The organism is Pseudomonas grandcourensis (genome assembly GCF_039909015.1).
GTDB lineage: Bacteria > Pseudomonadota > Gammaproteobacteria > Pseudomonadales > Pseudomonadaceae > Aquipseudomonas > Aquipseudomonas grandcourensis.
The window spans coordinates 2,864,709-2,883,721 of record NZ_CP150919.1 but is presented as its reverse complement, the minus strand read 5'-3'; the positions used below and the strand labels follow the sequence as shown (position 1 = coordinate 2,883,721).

General features: G+C 57.5%; 12 protein-coding genes. 6 read left to right on the top strand and 6 right to left on the bottom strand.

Annotated elements, in window-relative coordinates; all coding sequences use genetic code 11:
* Positions 1-83: 83 nt before the first annotated feature.
* Positions 84-1,229 carry an XdhC family protein gene (locus AABM52_RS13010; protein ID WP_347912143.1) on the top strand — a complete coding sequence of 382 codons (1,146 nt, stop codon included), beginning with the start codon at positions 84-86 and terminating at the stop codon, positions 1,227-1,229.
* On the opposite strand, the gene sigJ is transcribed toward AABM52_RS13010, so the two are convergent.
* From sigJ to AABM52_RS12985, 5 genes are all read right to left on the bottom strand, one after another.
* On the bottom strand, positions 1,230-2,123 hold the full coding sequence (sigJ, locus tag AABM52_RS13005) for an RNA polymerase sigma factor SigJ (RefSeq protein WP_347912142.1): 894 nt from the start codon (positions 2,121-2,123) through the stop codon (positions 1,230-1,232).
* A gap of 3 nt (positions 2,124-2,126) precedes the next feature.
* Entirely contained in the window at positions 2,127-2,561 is a 435-nt protein-coding gene (locus tag AABM52_RS13000) for a carboxymuconolactone decarboxylase family protein (protein WP_347912141.1), read from the bottom strand.
* Positions 2,562-2,688: 127 nt separating this feature from the next.
* Positions 2,689-8,538: a DUF3320 domain-containing protein gene (locus tag AABM52_RS12995; RefSeq protein WP_347912140.1), complete on the bottom strand. Its 5,850-nt coding sequence runs from the start codon at positions 8,536-8,538 to the stop codon at positions 2,689-2,691.
* A 255-nt stretch (positions 8,539-8,793) separates the two neighbouring features.
* Positions 8,794-10,068 carry a Zn-dependent hydrolase gene (locus AABM52_RS12990; protein ID WP_347912139.1) on the bottom strand — a complete coding sequence of 425 codons (1,275 nt, stop codon included), beginning with the start codon at positions 10,066-10,068 and terminating at the stop codon, positions 8,794-8,796.
* 141 nt (positions 10,069-10,209) lie between these two features.
* Entirely contained in the window at positions 10,210-11,694 is a 1,485-nt protein-coding gene (locus AABM52_RS12985) for an NCS1 family nucleobase:cation symporter-1 (protein ID WP_347912138.1), read from the bottom strand.
* A 540-nt stretch (positions 11,695-12,234) separates the two neighbouring features.
* Here AABM52_RS12985 and hydA point away from each other — a divergent pair.
* The 4 genes from hydA to AABM52_RS12965 all read left to right on the top strand — a co-directional run bounded on the left by hydA (position 12,235) and on the right by AABM52_RS12965 (position 17,454).
* Positions 12,235-13,674 carry a dihydropyrimidinase gene (gene hydA / locus AABM52_RS12980; RefSeq protein WP_347912137.1) on the top strand — a complete coding sequence of 480 codons (1,440 nt, stop codon included), beginning with the start codon at positions 12,235-12,237 and terminating at the stop codon, positions 13,672-13,674.
* A gap of 164 nt (positions 13,675-13,838) precedes the next feature.
* Positions 13,839-15,206 (top strand): NAD(P)-dependent oxidoreductase, encoded by a 1,368-nt coding sequence (locus AABM52_RS12975; protein WP_347912135.1) that lies wholly within the window; start codon positions 13,839-13,841, stop codon positions 15,204-15,206.
* Positions 15,207-16,481: an NAD-dependent dihydropyrimidine dehydrogenase subunit PreA gene (gene preA / locus AABM52_RS12970; protein ID WP_347912134.1), complete on the top strand. Its 1,275-nt coding sequence runs from the start codon at positions 15,207-15,209 to the stop codon at positions 16,479-16,481. It abuts the gene before it with no gap.
* Positions 16,482-16,791: 310 nt separating this feature from the next.
* Positions 16,792-17,454, top strand: a complete 663-nt coding sequence (locus AABM52_RS12965) for an RHS repeat-associated core domain-containing protein (RefSeq protein ID WP_347912133.1) — start codon at positions 16,792-16,794, stop codon at positions 17,452-17,454.
* 436 nt (positions 17,455-17,890) lie between these two features.
* Here the strand turns inward: AABM52_RS12965 and AABM52_RS12960 are convergent, their stop codons facing one another.
* Entirely contained in the window at positions 17,891-18,511 is a 621-nt protein-coding gene (locus AABM52_RS12960) for a TetR/AcrR family transcriptional regulator (protein ID WP_008017494.1), read from the bottom strand.
* A 135-nt stretch (positions 18,512-18,646) separates the two neighbouring features.
* Between AABM52_RS12960 and copC the strand changes: the two genes are divergently transcribed.
* Positions 18,647-19,012, top strand: a complete 366-nt coding sequence (gene copC / locus AABM52_RS12955; RefSeq protein ID WP_347912132.1) for a copper homeostasis periplasmic binding protein CopC — start codon at positions 18,647-18,649, stop codon at positions 19,010-19,012.
* The last annotated feature ends 1 nt before the right edge of the window (position 19,013 follow it).

The window sequence follows — 19,013 nt, the reverse complement described above, 5'->3', positions numbered from 1 at the left end:
CAACATCGATGTTGAATTTACCGGCCCCATCGCGAGCAAGCTCGCTCCCACAGGGATCTCCATAATGCTCAGGATTTACTGCCATGTCCGGCCTCAATGATCTTCTACAAGCCATCGACTCCGCCGCCCAGGCCGGCGAAGAAACCATCCTCGCCACCGTGGTCAAGGTCGAAGGCTCGGCCTATCGCCGCCCCGGCGCGCGCATGCTCATTCCCCTGCACGGCCGTACCGTCGGCACCGTCAGCGGCGGCTGCCTGGAGCAGGACCTGGCGAAAAAAGCCTGGTGGCTCACCGACTCCGGCGACCCCGTAGTGCGCCGCTATAGCACGGGTGCCACCGAGGACGAAGACGATGAGCAAAGTGCCCTGACCTTTGGCCTGGGTTGCAACGGCACGGTCTTCGTCATGCTCGAACGCCTGCACGCAAAATCGCCCTCACCTGCAATCGAACTGTTGCGCCGCGTGCGCGACAGTCAACAACCGGCCGCCATGGCCACGGTGATCGCCACGTCTCGCAATGCCTCGGCGCGAGTCGGTGACCGCCTGCTGTCCGACACCGATGGCACCCTGCGCAACCTGCCACTGAAAATCGCGATCCGCCATGACCTGCGCAAGACACTGGCGCAGAAAAAATCATCGATACGCCTCTACACCGATGCCCGCGGCGAAGTAGAAGTGTTCTTCGAATACATCGCCCCGCCACCTCGCCTGGTGATCTTCGGTGCCGGCCACGACGCGCAGCCGCTGGTGCGCATGGCCAAACTGCTGAACTGGCATGTCACGGTCATCGACAGTCGCAGCCACTTCGCCCGCCCCGAACGCTTCCCCCAGGCCGATGCGGTGATCTTCGCCAGCCTCGACAACCCGTTCGACCTGCGCCCCCTGACCGACGGCGCCGCCGTGAGCGTGATGACCCACAGCTATCGCCAGGACCGGCACTGGCTCGGGCAACTGTTGCAAGCCTCGCCCGCCTACCTTGGCCAACTCGGCCCGAAGGAACGCACCGAGCGCTTGCTGGCTGAAATCGGTCCGGGCACCTCAACCCTGCATTACCCGATGGGCCTCGACCTGGGTGGTGATGCACCGGAAAACGTGGCGCTGTCGATACTCTCGGAGATGACGGCGGTGATGAATCAACGCCAGGGCGGGATGCTCAGGCATCGGCGCAAGCCGATTCACCTGGCGGATTTGTCGGTCAGTGGAAAGCTGGATGGGCCGGTGGTCGTTTGACTATTGCAGATTCAACGATGCCTCCAGCTTCGCCAGCTTCTCGGGATTACGCATGATGAAGATTTGGCTCACCCGCCCCGCCTCATCAAAGCCAAAGGTCATCGATGCCGTGATGTAGCCGTCGGCCTTGATGATGACGCCTTGGGCACCATTGATTTCAGTGGGCAGCCAATCGCACGCCTGCCAATAGCTATGCAATGACTGACCGATGAAATCCAGAACGCGAGTGATACCCGACAGGGTTTCGCGAATGGCCGGGGCCTTGCCGCCGCTGTCGGCGCAGAGCTCAACGTCTTCGCTCAGCATGGTGCTCAAAGAAGCGGTCGAGCCGCTGGCGATTGCGCAATGAAACGCACCCAGCAATTGGGATTGGCGCACCGGTTCGGGCTGGTAACGGGCGTGTCCGCTGCCAAGACTTGCCTTGGCCCGAGACACCAGTTTGCGGCAAGCGGCTTCCTGCACCCCGACCGCATCGGCAACCTGCGGGTAATCCAAGTCGAAGATCTCGTGGAGCAGGTACGCCGCGCGCTCCTTGGGTGTCAGGCGCTCCAGTAGCAACATGAACGCCGTGGACAATGACGAGGCCAGTTCGAGCCTGTGTTCGGGTGAGTCCTGATGGGTCGTGTGAATCGGCTCCGGCAGCCAGGTGCCGATGTAGTCCACCCTGGATTTGTGCGCCGAGCGCAGCACATCGATACAGTGTCGGGTGCAGGCCGTGGTCAGCCAGGCGGCTGGCGTGGCGATGGAGGCCCGTTCAGCCTCCAGCCACTTGATGAACAACTCTTGAACCGCATCCTCGGCTTCGGCGCGCGAACCGAGAATGCGATAGGCCAGACCAAGCAAAAAGGGTCGATGCTGCTCGAACACAGTGGCAACGTTTTCAGCGCAGTTCATCAATCAGTGCCTCGACACCTGCAAGCGGTTCCACAGGTTGATCATCCCGATCTCGGCCGTCAAGGCGCCGATCTGTTGGTCGTTGAAATGCGCCCTCAGTTCAGCGCGCAGGCTGGCGTAATCGGTTTTTTCATCCAGCACGGTCAAAGCTTCGGTCCACGCCAGCGCGGCGCGCTCCGCAGGGCTGAAATCACTGACGTGACGCCAGACGATCAGGCGATCCAGGCGCTCGTTGCTTTCATTGGCTTCCCGGGCTTCGCGGGTGTGCATTTTTACGCAGAAACCACACTGGTTGATCTGCGAGGCGCGCAGGTGGATCAAGTGCTTGAGGGTGGGATCGAGATCATGTTGATCGAGTGCGACATGGACCTGGGTCAGGCTCTCGAAAACCTGTGGGATCGCTTGCAGCAGGTTGACCGCTTGGGTGTTGGACGACATCGCGTTGCTCCACTGATTGAGGGATTCAACAGGATGACGAATGAGGATTGAGGTTTGTGACGTGCACTGAAAAATTCAGTGCACGTCAAGTAGATCAGGTCATCAGTGATCCGCTGGCAATCGCCACCTATACACCTGTTCCTGACTTCATAACCAACTCTATTCGCTCACGCGCAGCACTCGTCAAACGCTTCACACCGAATGCCTTGGCGATTTCCTGCGGTCTATCACCTGCCGAAATCAAGGACGCAACGACCAGTAATTCTTCAGCGGCTATCTCTTCCACTGACCGTGCATCATTTGACGCGCCTGCAATCCGATAACTGTTCCAGCTGGCAACGTCGCTCTCGTTATGCCAGACGAACAGGCCGTCGACGGGGTCGCTTCTCAGGTGATGATTTTTCTCCGTCAGATCCAGTACCCGTTCACGAATCAGACGTCCAGAGCGTTGAAAACCATGAGCCCTGGCAATCCGCTGAACCAATAACGAATCGAGAATTGGAGCTTCTTGCGCTAGCACATGAGCAATCAAATCCGAGAGAACAACGTCGTACTCTGGAGAATAGAAGGCGTCGGCCTTAATCCGATCGCTCACATTCGTGAAGTCTGTGGCGCGATATTCTCCCTTCATTTCAGGCTTGGCTTGAGCAACAAACGCGCCGGCAATCTTGAGTTCTGCCTTCTCATCAACAAGAAAATCCTGAACGGGAGGACTGACAATCGCCTCTGCCTGATCAACGGTAGCGACTGCCGACGGAGCCTGAACGAGTAGCAGATTGGGAACCGGTAGATCCTGGGGCTGTGCTACCGCAGATACTGCGCGCGACTCACGCAACAGGCTCTCGAGTGACGCATGTAAACGATCAAGCGCTCCAGACTTGTCAATCCACCATTCGGTAGACCACAGTCGAACCAGCTTCCATCCCAGTCCTTTAAGGATTGCGCTACGAACCTTGTCACGATCTCTCGCTGTAGCTGCACTGTGATAGGTCGCGCCATCGCATTCGACACCAACGAGATAGTCGCCCGGTCGATCCGGATGGACTATCCCCAGGTCAATTCGGAAACGAGATACACCAATTTGAGGCACCACCTGCCAACCCTTGCGCCTTAGTCCTTGAGCAACAGCCTCTTCAAATGGCGAATCATAGCCACCTACAGATCCCTGCACCGCCTCGGCAAGTGCCTTTGGGCCACGTTGCGCAAACTCGATAAAGTGCTTCAAATCGCGTACGGCCCGGGCATTGGTACGGTTCAAATCGACCATTGACGAATCGAAGGACGAAAAAACCAACATTTCCCTACGCGCACGCGTAATCGCAACATTCAAGCGGCGCCACCCACCCTCCTTGTTCAAGGGACCGAAGTTCATCGACATGACCTGAGCACCGGGTTCGGTCGGACCGTACCCAATACCCAACATGATCAAATCTCGCTCATCGCCCTGCACAGTTTCCAGGTTCTTGACCACGACAGGTTCAGCGATATCATCCTGGAAAAACGGCTCAATCTGCGGAACCTGCTGCCGCGCCCTGTCCAGCAAATCAGTAATAAGTCTCTGCTGATCCGTGTTAAGCGTAATGATCCCGATGCTATGACCGGCAGCGACAAACGCTGGGTCCAACAGACGCTTCACGGTTTCAGTAACGATTGCCTCGGCTTCTGCCTGATTGTGTCGCCCTTTACCTTTCGCATAAACGCCATCGACACGTCGCCATTCCACTGCGCTTGCGCGGGTCACAGCTGCAGGGAAAGTAATCAGGTTACTGTCGTAGTAACGGTGGTTTGAAAATGCAATCAGACTTTCATGACGACTACGGTAGTGCCAGCTAAGGCTATGGCTTGGAATACCCGCGCCGAGACACTCATCCAGGATGCTTTCCATATCTTCCGACGTATCATCCTCTGTCGCGGACGCAGCACGATTGAAGAAATTCGTCGGGGGCATTTGCCGGGGATCTCCCGCAATCACTATCTGCTTGCCTCTTGCAATCGAACCAATGGCATCCCAAGGCCCGATTTGCGAAGCCTCATCGAAAATAACGAGATCGAAAAGAGCCAGGTCCGTCGGTAGATACTGTGCAATCGAAAGCGGACTCATGAGCATACAAGGGGCAAGCTTCGACATAGCGTCCCCCATCTCGACAGCCAGTTGTCGCACGGGTTTGTGGCGGCGGGACTTCTGCAATTCATGCTTCAAAACGCCAAAGCCGCCCTGCTTGCCAATCTCGTTCTTCGATGGAATCAAACCACACAGTTTCGCTCGTATGTACCGCACTGTGAGTGTGGACAACTCTTCATCAAGACGAACAAACGCCTCGATATCGCTTGTGTGCTCGGCGGGTACGAAGTTTCGCAGCAACGGCTGTGCATCAATCATCACGGTCGCAAACCAGCGAGCATAGGCCGTTTCGAAAGCATTGACAGTGCCACCTTCGGGCAATGCGTTCGACGCCAACGCATCACTCAAAGGTTGAAGCCCCGACGCTACCGCCTCCTCCCTGACTCGACACCAATCACACCAGGCCTTCAGCTTTGATTCCTGGCGGATGATTGCATTGGCAGCCTCCAGCAGAGATTCAATCGTCAGCTTTTCCTCAAATCGCCGGTTGCCCAAATCTTTGAATCGTTTGGCAGTTTCGTTGAAGTCAGCGAGTGCATTTTTCAACTGCTGCAATGCCGAAGCAATGAAACCCCCGCCGCCCAGTAACTCATTGGCTTTTACGACAAGCTTTTCAGTAGCGGCGCGCAAGGAAATCAGATCTTCGGCAGACTCGGCTCTCGAGCTGATCATCGTCCTTAGCCGTTCGCCCAACTCGCACGCTGCAGCCATGGTTGGCGCATCACTGGACACGCCGTTCCATCCAGGTACGGAACTCACATCTGCAGCCAAGCCGTCCAGAGCTGTAAGCAAGTTACACAGCTCGTTGAGCTTGATCAGGTCCGACTCAACTTGGGGAACTCCGTCGGCCCCCCCTGCCCTTGCCAGACTTTTAGCGACCTTCTTTTTACCGAGCGTAGCCAGGAACCAGAATTTAGCCTTCGCCGTATCCCAATCGTTTTTAACCTGTTCAAGGTTGATAGTGCGACACGCATCCGGCGCATACCGCAGGGACAGCGACTGTTCGATTTCTCGATATTCTGCGAGTAGTTGAGCAGCTTTTTTGGCAGCACCGATCTTCGCGCTCGCGTTCAGCGTAAAGGCGAATGAAAGATCAATGCCGTAAGCATCAATCAGAACGGCGACAAACTGCACCAGTCGTTCGATATCCTCGCTACTCGCGACCGCCAGTGGAAGGTCGGTTGCTTTCAGCAAACTGGTGCTGGCGACCTTAAGTCGCTCGATAGCGCCCGGAAGATCACTCGCTGCAACAACAATTGCTTCCTGCCATCCGTTCGACCAATCCGTAGGGGCCAACAGTGAAAAGCTTGCAGACAGCTCTCGTGCAGCCTGGCTATTCAGATCGAGACGTCTGGCGACATCGTGCAAGCGAGCGTAGACATAGGCGTCATGAGTTGTGCCCTCTGGCCATCCAATACGTGGTATCGAGGCATCGCCATCCCGAACAACCCGACCAATGGCCTGATGCACGGACAAACCGTTTGGTGCGCGGCGATGCAACAGCCCAACAACTTCATTGAGTCGATTTCTCAGCTTATGCAGCTTCGTAGTTTCAGCTGTCCACTCTTCAGCAGTCAGCGCATCACGAACGTCCCACGCTCGCTCGAGTTGCTTGAGCACTTCTACTTTCGACGTCTTGCTTGAATGGAGTTCAAGACAGAATTCGCCTAACCCCTTTTCTTCAAGTCGACGATAAACCACATCCAGTGCCGCCATTTTCTCTGCGACGAACAAGACCCTGCGACCCAAGGCAAGGTTGTGCGCAATCATGTTTGCAATGGTTTGGGACTTACCGGTACCAGGAGGCCCGTCAAGTACAAAGTCACAACCGCTGGCCGAAGCAACGACGGCCGCCAATTGAGAGGAATCCGCCGGTAAAGGTGTAAAAAGATCTGCAGGGTTGACCTTCCTGTCCAGTTCGTTGGGTTGAGGAAAGTCACCCGCAGTCGAATAGCCTTCACCGCCAATGCTCCTTTCCAACAGGTGCTTGACCATGGGGCTTTTCAAAAGCTGTTCCGAACGCGCTGCCAGATCCTGCCACATCAAGTATTTCGCAAAGGAAAAAGTCCCCAGCACGAGCTCCGTGGTGACTTCAAATCCCGGCACATCCCTGATCGCGCGTCTGACCGTATTCCAGATGCCGGCTACATCGATACCGCTTTCATCGCTCGGAAGCTCCCCTTCCAACCCCGGAATGACCAACTCGAAATCGTGTCGCAGCAACTCAAGCAATGTCAGGTTAAAGCGCGGTTCGTCCTCAAGGAGCGTCATGGTCACGCCCGACAAAGCGCTTTTACGATCAAGCTTCACCGGTAGCAGAATCAGGGGAGCCGAATAGGTCTTCGGATCGTCTGCCGACTTTTTCCATTTTAGAAAACCGAGGGCAAGAAACAGCGTATTGGCGCCCCCCTCATCAAGATCGCTCCGGGCCTTGCGATAGAGATCGATCAACGCGACTTCAAGCTTGCTCTTTTCCAGGGTGGCAAGTACTTCGCCTCGAGACAGAGCCGTCCTGGCATACTCATCGCGCAAACTTTCCCGGTTTTGTTGCTCATACAGAGCGGCATCTCGCCCTCCCGCTTCGAGATCTGGCACCGAGACAATACGAATACGCTTTCCGCTGGCGAGCTGATCCTCCAGTTCCGCCGGATCAGGACAAATCAGTCGGACACCCTTTGCGCTATCCGGCAAGTGAAGAAGTCGGTTGCGTGTGGTGAGATCCAGAAGTTTGCGCTGCCAAAGCGTTAACTTTCCGGCGGGGGAATCTGCATCGGTAGATATCTCAATGTCGAAGCCAGGCAAAGGGGGGGCTGCTTCCAAAGACTCTGATACTTCTTTTGGCTCTTCAGTGGCACCGGACTTAGGCAGATATACCGACGACGCCAAAGGTCGGATGCGCTGCATACGCGCCCGATGTATATCAATGGCCATGATGAAGTCTTCATCATTAATTTGCCGTTCTGCATTGCTTATCGCCTGACTGAAACTCGGCACAGGAAAACGGGTTGCGAGCGTAGTTTCAAATACGAGCAATTCTTTCAAGTCGATACGCTTACGTACCGCGCTGGCTTCGTCCGTAATGAGCTGAGAGAACTCTTGTGGTTGAAGCCAGGCACCAACAAACGCATGCCCTTTGGTCATGATCAACAGGGCATTTAGCCCGGCCTGCTCCAGAGCTGCCGCGAAAAGCAATGCCGTATCCAGGCACGTTGCTACACCTCCGTCCAGAACAAGGCCCGGTGTTCGAACCTTTTGCCCCTGGGTTTCAAAGCTTGCAGGGGGTAACGCATAACTCAGCCTTAACCCGCAAACAGCCGACCATATCGCGGAGGCCAGTTCCCATGTCCTAGTTCTGGACTTGCTTTCGTACCCGTCAATGCCATCTGTTTTTCCTGCACGACGCAAAACGTCCGATGCAGACTTCAAGATTCGATCGACCGCAGGATCATTCGGCATTGCAAACGCGGGCAGCAGCTCCGGCATGGAGTTAATACCGCCCCATTCATTTTTTGCCAGAAGCTCAACCGGAAACGATTGGCTGGAGAGCGTTTCATCTTTGCAGCGAAGACGCAGAACGATGGTTGCAGCAAGACTTTCTGCAAGGTTGGCAAGATAACCGGCATTAAGCGCCAAATTGCGCTCGGAAACATGAACCGTCGAACCTTTACTCAGACGGTCCAGTCGCCACGTTTTACCTTCGAGAAAGGGAGGATCTGCCACAAGCTCCAGTTCAAGATCGTTGAAATCTGCCTCACCGTGGTTGTGCACCGTCAGCTCCCGCAGAACCGGCACAGCATTTTGGTGAGAAGCGAAGCCAACTTTGTTGGCGATCAGCCCCTCGATCTTGATGGTCATAAACCATTTCTCCATGGTGAACCTGACAGCACGACGGTTAATACATGCACAAATAGCGGGCATACTCACCGACACACCGGATTTTTGAAACTGCTTTTTTTGAGTATCCAGTGGTTTCGAATATTCCTGCGCCTGAAACGACGCATTCACTGCAAGAATCTACTTGCGGCCTTTTCTCGCCTACAAAAAACGGCCAGAAGGCCGTTTCTTTTATTTAAGTACTTACACACCCAATGGGGTAAATCCGCCACTTGCTTAACTGACGCCGGCAATCGCCGCCGAAGCCGCCAGCATCGCCCGCAACAGCACCGCACACCCGGCCGCCAGGTCATCCGGCGCGGCGTTTTCGATTTCGTTGTGGCTGATGCCGCCTTCGCAGGGCACGAAGATCATCCCGGCCGGGCCGAGTTCGGCGAGGAAGATTGCGTCGTGGCCTGCGCCGCTGACGATGTCCATGTGCGACAGGCCCAGGCTTTGGGCGGCGCCGCGTACCGCTTCGACGCAGCCTTTGTCGAAGTACAGCGGCGGGAAGTCTGCCGTTGGCGTGAGTTCGAAGGTCAGGCCGTGTTCGTCGCAGGTGGTTTCGATGACTTCGCGCACTTCGGCGATCATCGAGTCCAGGCGCGCCGGTTCCAGGTGCCGGAAGTCCAGGGTCATGCGCACTTCGCCGGGGATAACGTTGCGCGAGCCGGGATAGGCTTGCAGGCAACCGACGGTGCCGCAGGCATGGGGTTGATGGCTGAGGGCGGCGCGGTTGAGCGCACCGACGATCACCGCGGCGCCGACCAAGGCGTCCTTGCGCAGGTGCATCGGGGTCGGGCCGGCGTGGGCTTCGACGCCGCGCAGTTTGAGGTCAAACCATTTCTGCCCGAGGGCGCCCATGACCACGCCTATGGTCTTGCGTTCGTCTTCCAGGATCGGGCCTTGCTCAATGTGGGCTTCAAAGTAGGCGCCGACTTTGTGGCCGCTGACTTTGCGCGGGCCGGCGTAGCCAATGGCATTCAGCGCTTCGCCCACCGTCACGCCCTCGGCATCGACCTTGGCCAGGGTTTCCTCGAGGGTGAATTTTTCCGCGAACACGCCGGAACCCATCATGCACGGGGCGAAGCGCGAGCCTTCTTCGTTGGTCCAGACCACCACTTCCAGCGGCGCTTCGGTTTCGATGTTGAGGTCATTGAGGGTGCGCAACACTTCGACGCCGGCCAATACCCCGAAGCAGCCATCGAACTTGCCGCCGGTGGGCTGGGTGTCGATGTGGCTGCCGGTCATCACCGGTGGCAGCTCGGGATTGCGCCCGGGGCGACGGGCGAAGATGTTGCCGACGGCATCGATGCTGACGGTGCAGCCGGCATCGATACACCATTTGACGAAGATGTCCCGGGCCTGACGGTCGAGGTCGGTCAGGGCAAGGCGACACACGCCGCCCTTGACCGTCGCGCCGAGCCTGGCCAGTTCCATGAGCGATTGCCACAGGCGGTCGCGGTTGATGTGCTGATGGCTGGACTGCAGAACGTCTACGGCTGCGTTCATGATGATCTCCTCAGGCTGTTCTTGTGTGTTTCTTCAGGCAATTTTTGGGTGATTGTGAAGTCCTCATCGCGAGCAGGCTCGCTCCTACAGGGGAATGCATTCCACATGCAGGAGCGAGCCTGCTCGCGATGGGGCCAGTGTTCACACCGCAGATTTCGCAACAGATGGGCTAGGCCGCATCGCATTCAACCCGTAATAAATAACCCCACCCAGCGCCGAGCCGGTGAACCAGCCATAGCTGTAGAACCAGCTGAACGCATCGCTGCCCAGGGACAGCAGCGTCAACACCACCGGCACACCAAACGCGATGAACCCGCTCCAGTTCCACGCCGGATACACGTCATCGCGGTACAGGCCGGCAAGGTCCAGTTGCTGTTTCTTGATCAGGAAATAATCCACCACCATGATCCCGGCAATTGGCCCCAGCAGGCTGGAATAACCGAGCAACCAGTTGGAATAGACGGTTTCGAGACTGACGTCCGAGACGATCAGGCCGAGTTTTTTCAGCAGTTCATGGGCCATCAATGCCAACCCGACAAACCCGGTGAGCAATACTGCCTTGGTACGGTTGATCGCCTTGGGCGCGATGTTCTGGAAGTCATTGGTCGGCGACACGATGTTGGCTGCGGTATTGGTCGACAGCGTGGCGATGATGATCAGCGCCATGGCCAATGCGACCCACACTGGGCTCTGGATATGGCCGATCAGCGTCACCGGATCAGACACCGTCACCCCCACCAGCTTCACCGAGGCCGCGGTCATCACCACGCCGAGGGAGGCAAACAGGAACATGGTCAGCGGCAGTCCGATGATCTGCCCGACAATCTGGTCCTTCTGGCTTTTTGCGTAGCGGCTGAAGTCCGGGATGTTCAGTGACAGCGTGGCCCAAAAGCCGACCATCGCCGTCAGCCCGGCGGCGAAGTAACTGGCCACGCCGGCACCTTCGGGACGCTTGGCCGGAATTGCCAGCAATTCGGTCATCGACACGTTGGGCATGGCCCAGACCAGCAGGCCTGCGCCCACCAGCACCAGCAGCGGAGCCGACAGGGTTTCCAGCCATTTGATCGACTCGGCGCCGCGAATCACCACCCACAGGTTCAGTGCCCAGAACACCATGAAGCCGATGACCTCGCCGGTACCGCCCAGGGATTTCCAGCCCTCGAACACCGAGCCGAGGAACAGGTGAATCGCCAGCCCGCCGAACATGGTCTGGATGCCGAACCAGCCGCACGCCACCAGCGCACGGATCAGGCACGGAATGTTGGAGCCGAGCACGCCGAAGGACGAGCGCAGCAGCACCGGAAAGGGAATGCCGTACTTGGTGCCGGGAAAGGCGTTAAGCGTCAGGGGAATCAGCACGATGATGTTGGCAAACAGAATCGCCAGCAGCGCTTCACCGACGCTCAGGCCGAAGTACGCGGTCAGCACGCCACCGAGGGTGTAGGTCGGCACACAGATCGCCATCCCCACCCACAGCGCGGTGATGTGCCATTTGTTCCAGGTGCGTTCGCGCACCTTGGTCGGTGCAATGTCGTGGTTGTAACGGGGACTGTCGAGGACATCGCTGCCGGCTTCGAGCTCGAACAAGCCGTCGCGCTCGGTCACTTGCGATCTGATCTGTTGCATGGCCGCTCCACTGTTCTTTTGATTATTGTTGCTCATCAGGGGCTGGCGGCATCAATAAACGTGCCGTGTGCCCCGATCAAGCATCGGGCAGTTCCATAAACACATTGCAACCAACTGATGTTTATCAGCTTTATTCGCTGACTCGACTACTTGTCAGGCCACTCAGGCGGAATGCCAGGCAAGTTGTCCGGACAGTCAGGACTCAAACTGGTGCGTTGATCTTTTTTCAATGGCTGCGCATCAACCATAGACCATACTCAAACAGCTGATTTCACATAAGAAATCTTGACTATTTTTCGATCCTGTCAAGTGCGTCAAAATGGTGAGCAGCCTCACCATTTTGGTGACTCTTGTATTTAATCGTTAAATATCAATTAGTTAATAACTGAATAAGCTTATAAAAAATATTCTTGCCGATTCGAATAACTGCAGCTAGCGTTTAATCCTGACAGCACTGACAGGAATCGATCTGTCTTGACTGTTTTTGTATAGAACATCTAGAACCGGCATAAGCCGGTCATTGCCTGCGAGGAACTCGGAATGTCTCTGTTGATCCGTGGCGCCACCGTTATTACCCATGATGAAAGTTATCGCGCCGATGTGTATTGCGCAGACGGCGTGATCAAGGCCATCGGCGAAAATCTCGATGTCCCTGCTGGCGCCGAAGTGCTCGACGGCAGCGGCCAATACCTGATGCCCGGCGGTATCGACCCGCACACCCACATGCAACTGCCCTTCATGGGCACGGTGGCCAGCGAGGACTTTTACAGCGGCACGGCGGCGGGACTGGCCGGCGGCACCACCTCGATCATCGACTTCGTGATTCCCAATCCGCAGCAATCCTTGCTCGAAGCCTTCCATCAGTGGCGCGGCTGGGCCGAGAAGTCGGCGTCGGACTACGGCTTTCACGTCGCCATCACCTGGTGGAGCGAACAGGTCCGCGAGGAAATGGCCGAGCTGGTCAGCCAGCACGGCGTCAACAGCTTCAAGCATTTCATGGCCTACAAGAACGCGATCATGGCCGCCGACGACACCCTGGTGGCGAGCTTCGAACGCTGCCTTGAACTGGGCGCAGTGCCGACCGTTCACGCAGAAAACGGTGAACTGGTCTATCACCTGCAACGCAAGCTGATGGCCCAGGGCATCACCGGGCCGGAAGCGCATCCCCTGTCGCGGCCTTCACAGGTTGAAGGCGAGGCCGCGAGCCGGGCGATCCGCATCGCCGAAACCCTGGGTACGCCGCTGTACCTGGTCCACGTCTCGACCAAGGAAGCGCTGGACGAAATCACCTACGCCCGGGGCAAGGGCCAGCCGGTCTACGGCGAAGTGCTGGCCGGGCACCTGTTGCTGGACGACAGCGTCTACCGCGATCCGGACTGGCAGACCGCCGCCGGTTACGTGATGAGCCCGCCGTTCCGTCCTCGCGGCCATCAAGAGGCGCTCTGGCATGGCCTGCAATCGGGCAACCTGCACACCACCGCCACTGATCACTGCTGCTTCTGCGCCGAGCAAAAAGCCGCCGGTAAGGATGACTTCAGCAAAATCCCCAACGGCACCGCCGGCATCGAAGACCGCATGGCGGTGTTGTGGGATGAAGGGGTGAACAGCGGACGCTTTTCGATGCAGCAATTCGTCGCGCTGACTTCCACCAACACAGCGAAGATCTTCAACCTCTACCCACGCAAAGGCGCGATTCGTGTGGGTAGCGATGCCGACCTGGTGCTGTGGGACCCGCAAGGCACACGGACCATTTCCGCCAAGACCCACCATCAGCAGGTGGACTTCAACATCTTCGAAGGCAAGACCGTGCGCGGCGTGCCCAGCCACACCATCAGCCAGGGCCGCGTGGTCTGGGCCGACGGTGACCTGCGGGCAGAGCGTGGAGCCGGGCGGTATATCGAGCGGCCGGCGTATCCGGCGGTGTTTGATTTGCTGAGCAAGCGGGCTGAGTTGAATCAGCCGGTTGCTGTGAAACGCTGAGAGCGGCCTTCGGCCTATCGCGAGCAAGCTCGCTCCCACAGTGGATCTTCAGTGTTCACAAATCCCTGTGGGAGCGAGCTTGCTCGCGATGACGTCAGCCCAGACAACACAAAAAACAATGCCCATTCAGAGGCAGCACCTCAAATAACCGTGAGGCCAAAACCGTGATCAAGACCCTGGACCATCTCCCGCATCCCCAAGAGAATGCGGCCGCCCTCGCCGGCCACTTCACCGACCTGGCGCCGCCGCTCAACGAGCGCCAGGCGCACCTGGAAGCCTCGCGCTGCCTGTATTGCTACGACGCGCCCTGCGTCAGTGCCTGTCCGAGCGAGATCGACATTCCCTCGTTCATCCGCAACATTGCGCAGGACAACGTGCAAGGCGCGGCGCAGAAAATCCTCTCGGCCAACATCCTCGGCGGCAGTTGCGCCCGGGTCTGCCCGACGGAAATTCTTTGCCAGCAAGCCTGTGTGCGTAACAACGCTCACGAATGTGCACCGGTGATGATCGGCCTGCTGCAACGCTACGCCGTGGACAACGCCCACTTCAGCGCCCACCCCTTCCAGCGTGCTGCCGCCACCGGCAAACGCATCGCCGTGGTGGGTGCCGGTCCGGCCGGTTTGTCCTGCGCCCACCGCAGCGCCATGCACGGGCATGACGTGGTGATCTTCGAGGCGCGGGAAAAGGCTGGCGGCCTCAACGAGTACGGGATCGCCAAATACAAACTGGTGGATGACTACGCGCAAAAGGAGCTTGAGTTCCTCTTGGAAATCGGCGGCATCGAAATCCGCCACGGGCAGAAGCTCGGGGAGAACCTGACCCTCAGCGAACTGCACCAACAGTTCGATGCGGTGTTCCTCGGCCTCGGACTCAATGCCAGCAAACAGCTGGGCCTGGCCCACGAAGACGCGCCCGGCCTGCTCGCCGCCACCGACTACATCCGCGAACTGCGCCAGGCCGATGACCTGAGCCAACTGCCCCTGGCCGACCACTGCATCGTCCTCGGCGCGGGCAACACCGCCATCGATATGGCGGTGCAAATGGCCCGCCTCGGTGCCCACGACGTGAATCTGGTGTACCGCCGCGGCGTTGAGGACATGGGCGCCACCCATCACGAACAGGAGATTGCCAAGGCCAATCAGGTGCGGCTGATGACCTGGGCCCAACCCGAAGAAGTGCTGCTCGACGACCACGGCCGCGTGCGCGGCATGCGTTTCGCCCGTACACATCTGGTCGAAGGCCGCCTGCAAACCACCGGTGAAACCTTCGAACTGGCCGCCGACGCGATCTTCAAGGCCATCGGCCAGGCCTTCGACAGCAGTGCTCTCAGCGATCCGCTGGCCCGTGAACTCAAGCGTCAGGGCGAGCGCATCGAAGTCGATGAAAACCTGCGCACCAGCATCCCCGGCGTGTATGCCGGCGGCGACTGCACCAGCCTCGATCAAGACCTCACCGTGCAGGCCGTGCAGCATGGCAAGCGCGCCGCCGAGGCGATCAATGCTCAACTGATGCTCAACGTGGAGGCTGCGTAAATGGCCGATCTATCGATTGTCTTCGCCGGCATCAAAGCACCCAATCCATTCTGGCTGGCCTCTGCGCCGCCGACCGACAAGGCCTACAACGTGGTCCGCGCCTTCGAGGCCGGCTGGGGTGGCGTGGTCTGGAAAACCCTGGGGGAAGACCCGGCGGCGGTGAACGTGTCGTCGCGCTACTCGGCGCACTTCGGGGCTAACCGGGAGGTACTGGGCTTTAACAACATCGAGCTGATCACCGACCGCTCGCTGGAGATCAATCTGCGGGAAATCACCCAGGTCAAGAAGGACTGGCCGGACCGTGCGCTGATCGTGTCCTTGATGGTGCCCTGCGTCGAAGAATCCTGGAAGCACATCCTGCCGCTGGTAGAAGCCACTGGCGCCGACGGCATCGAGCTGAACTTCGGTTGCCCCCACGGCATGCCTGAACGGGGCATGGGTGCAGCGGTCGGCCAGGTGCCGGAATACGTGGAACAGGTCACCCGCTGGTGCAAGACGTATTGCTCGTTGCCGGTGATCGTCAAGCTCACGCCGAACATCACCGACATCCGTGTCGCCGCCCGCGCCGCCCACCGTGGCGGTGCCGATGCAGTGTCGTTGATCAACACCATCAACTCGATCACCAGCGTCAACCTCGAACGCATGGTCGCCAACCCCATGGTCGGCAGCCAAAGCACCCACGGCGGTTACTGCGGCTCGGCGGTCAAGCCGATTGCCTTGAACATGGTCGCCGAAATCGCCCGCGACCCACAGACCCAGGGCCTGCCGATCAGCGGCATCGGCGGCATCGGCAACTGGCGCGACGCCGCGGAATTCATCGCGCTCGGCAGTGGCTCGGTGCAGGTGTGCACGGCGGCGATGCTGCATGGTTTCCGGATTGTCGAGGAGATGAAGGACGGCTTGTCGCGCTGGATGGACAGTCAGGGCTACGCCAGCATTTCGGAGTTTTCCGGCCGCGCGGTGGGCAACACCACGGACTGGAAGTACCTGGACATCAACTATCAGGTGATCGCGAAAATCGACCAGGAGGCGTGTATTGGTTGTGGTCGCTGCCATATCGCGTGTGAGGACACCTCGCACCAGGCCGTGGCCAGCCTCAAGCAAGCGGACGGCACTCACAAGTATCAAGTGATCGATGAGGAGTGCGTGGGATGCAACTTGTGCCAGATCACCTGCCCGGTGCAGGACTGTATCGAGATGGTGCCTGTGGAGAACGGCAAGCCGTTCCTGGACTGGAATCATGATCCGAGGAATCCGTATCACGTCAGTCCTTGATATGAGTGGCGCCTGATCCGGCGCCTTCGCGGGCAAGTCGGATCGCCGCACCGCCGCTCCCACAGTGGTTTATGTCGTACGCAAATGTTGTGTACACCAGAGATACCTGTGGGAGCGGGCTTGCCCGCGAAGAGGCCAGTACAGCCACCACAAACCTCAAAGCTTCAATCCATTCTCTTGCGACCGCACCCAGCGCTGATATCCCCCGATCATCGCCAACACACCTCACTGCCTATCAGTTCTGCTAGTAGACGCCCCACAAAAAAAGTCAGAGGCTGATTCCGTCAAATAGCCGAAGGGAATTCGTCCCATGAAAATTCTGCGTCGCTATAAATACGATCCACTGGACCGCCTGGCGGGCTTGCAGGCCCAAGAGCAGACATTCACACAACGCTTCTATCAAGAGAACGACCTGGTGACGGAACTGGGAGAAGAGGATCAGCAAACGATCTTTCGCCATGGGGAACAACCCCTGGGGCAACGGCAGACCCTGGCCGGCGCCACCGACACCCTTCTATTGGCAACGGATCAGGCGCATTCGGTATTGCAAACCCTTTCAGCGACCCGTCGCGAGCGCATGGCTTACTCCGCGTACGGACACCGTCCGGCTGAAAGTGGATTGAGCAGCTTGCTCGGGTTTAACGGTGAGTGCCTTGACGGTATTACAGGTCATTATTTGCTGGGACAAGGGAAGCGGGTTTTTAATCCGGCATTGATGCGTTTTAACAATCCGGATGAATTGAGTCCTTTTGGTGATGGGGGAATTAATTCGTATGCGTATTGTGAAAATGACCCAATAAACTTTAGCGATCCGAGCGGTAGCAGTCGCATTAGAATGCTTTTAGGTCACAGGCCTATAATCGTCAAAAACCCACTCTATCGAGCCTCGGTAATCACCAAAAACCCGTTTAATAATATTAACCCAACAGCTACCACTATTCAGAAAACCAAAAAAGCACCACCTAATGCGTGATCAAACCATCTATCAAAACAATCAACAAGCAAAGAACCACCAGGGAGCAATCACGGCATATCAAGGTTAGGCTCTCAACCAGAGGAATTCGAGCACGAACTCCCCATCAATCTCGTTTACAAATCTAAAAAACCCGAGACACAATATCAAAGAGAATTGGCCTACGGAATAAAATATGACAACCTAAAAGTCGCCGATAAAAACTTCAAAACCTACGTAACTCCAAGACTACGAATAAGATACAACCAACTCAGCAACAAAATAGATAACTTTCATACATCCAACCGAAAGAGACACGAACTTGAAGACCTGAAAACTTATAGAAAAAGGACTATCCTTGCCATAAAGCGATACAGTGTCGAAATTCATGAAAAAACAAAAAATCCGGCACAACAAATCAGAAACTAACTAAGCACTGCAGCATCATGATAATGCCCTACGGCTCCAACCCAATCCCACGCAAAATCACACTGGTCACCGTCTGCACCGCCTTCTCGAACTGCATATCGGACAGCGGCTGATGATCATTGAGAATATTCACCTGGTGATCGAAGTCGGCATAGTGCTGGGTCGAGGCCCAGATCATGTACAGCAGGCTCGAGGGCTCCACCGGCAGGATGCGTTTGTCGTCCACCCACTGACGGATTTTCGCTTCCTTCATCTTGGCCCAGTCGTACAGGCTCGCGTCCAGTGCTGCGCCGAGGGTCGGCGCGCCGTGGATGATTTCGTTGGCCCAGACTTTCGAACCGTAAGGCCGGCTGCGGGAATGGTTCATCTTGGCGCGGATGTAGCTGCTGAGCACCACACGCGGGTCATCGAACATCTCGAAGCACAGCGCGTCCTGCTTCCAGACTTCCAGCAAGTCGAACAGCACGGCGCTGTACAACTCGGTCTTGGTGCTGAAGTAGTAGTGCAGGTTGGAACGCGGTAGTTGCACTTCAGCGGCGATGTCGGCCATGGCGGTGCTGCCGAAGCCCTTTTCAGCGAAGACCTTTTCCGCCCCCAGCAGGATTTTTTCGACGTTACTGCGACGAATCTCGATCTTGTGATTGCCCATGCGGATCCCCGACAACAACGTTGAGCAAGACTAGCATCCGCTCTGGACCGCGGCGACAGGGGAAAACGAAACTTCGTACTGGCGCTGTCGTAAAGCTAAACTCTGCGCACTTGGAAACTGCCTGAGGTCCCCACGATGCTGCTCAAGAAAACCCTGACCGTCACTGCCCTGCTCGGCTCGCTGCTCGCCGCTTCTTCGGTGTTTGCCCATGCCCACCTGAAAAGCCAGACACCGGCCGCCGACAGCACCGTGGCCGCGCCGACGCAATTGCGCCTGGAGTTCTCCGAGGGTATCGAGGCCAGTTTCACCAAAGTCACGCTGACCCGCGAAGGCACACCAGTGGCGGTCAAAGCGCTGACCACCGAAGGCAGCGACAAAAAGACCCTGATCGTCACCCCGGCCGCGCCGTTGACCGCCGGCGCCTACAAAGTCGAATGGCACGCCGTGTCCGTCGACACCCACAAAAGCGAAGGTGCCTACGCCTTCAAGGTTGGCCAGTAAT

Coding starts and splice junctions, on each gene's coding strand:
- hydA (WP_347912137.1), top strand. CDS start 12,235: ATGTCTCTGTTGATCCGTGGCGCCACCGTTATTACCCATGATGAAAGT.
- AABM52_RS13000 (WP_347912141.1), bottom strand. CDS start 2,561: ATGTCGTCCAACACCCAAGCGGTCAACCTGCTGCAAGCGATCCCACAG.
- copC (WP_347912132.1), top strand. CDS start 18,647: ATGCTGCTCAAGAAAACCCTGACCGTCACTGCCCTGCTCGGCTCGCTG.
- sigJ (WP_347912142.1), bottom strand. CDS start 2,123: ATGAACTGCGCTGAAAACGTTGCCACTGTGTTCGAGCAGCATCGACCC.
- preA (WP_347912134.1), top strand. CDS start 15,207: ATGGCCGATCTATCGATTGTCTTCGCCGGCATCAAAGCACCCAATCCA.
- AABM52_RS12985 (WP_347912138.1), bottom strand. CDS start 11,694: ATGCAACAGATCAGATCGCAAGTGACCGAGCGCGACGGCTTGTTCGAG.
- AABM52_RS12965 (WP_347912133.1), top strand. CDS start 16,792: ATGAAAATTCTGCGTCGCTATAAATACGATCCACTGGACCGCCTGGCG.
- AABM52_RS13010 (WP_347912143.1), top strand. CDS start 84: ATGTCCGGCCTCAATGATCTTCTACAAGCCATCGACTCCGCCGCCCAG.
- AABM52_RS12990 (WP_347912139.1), bottom strand. CDS start 10,068: ATGAACGCAGCCGTAGACGTTCTGCAGTCCAGCCATCAGCACATCAAC.
- AABM52_RS12960 (WP_008017494.1), bottom strand. CDS start 18,511: ATGGGCAATCACAAGATCGAGATTCGTCGCAGTAACGTCGAAAAAATC.
- AABM52_RS12995 (WP_347912140.1), bottom strand. CDS start 8,538: ATGACCATCAAGATCGAGGGGCTGATCGCCAACAAAGTTGGCTTCGCT.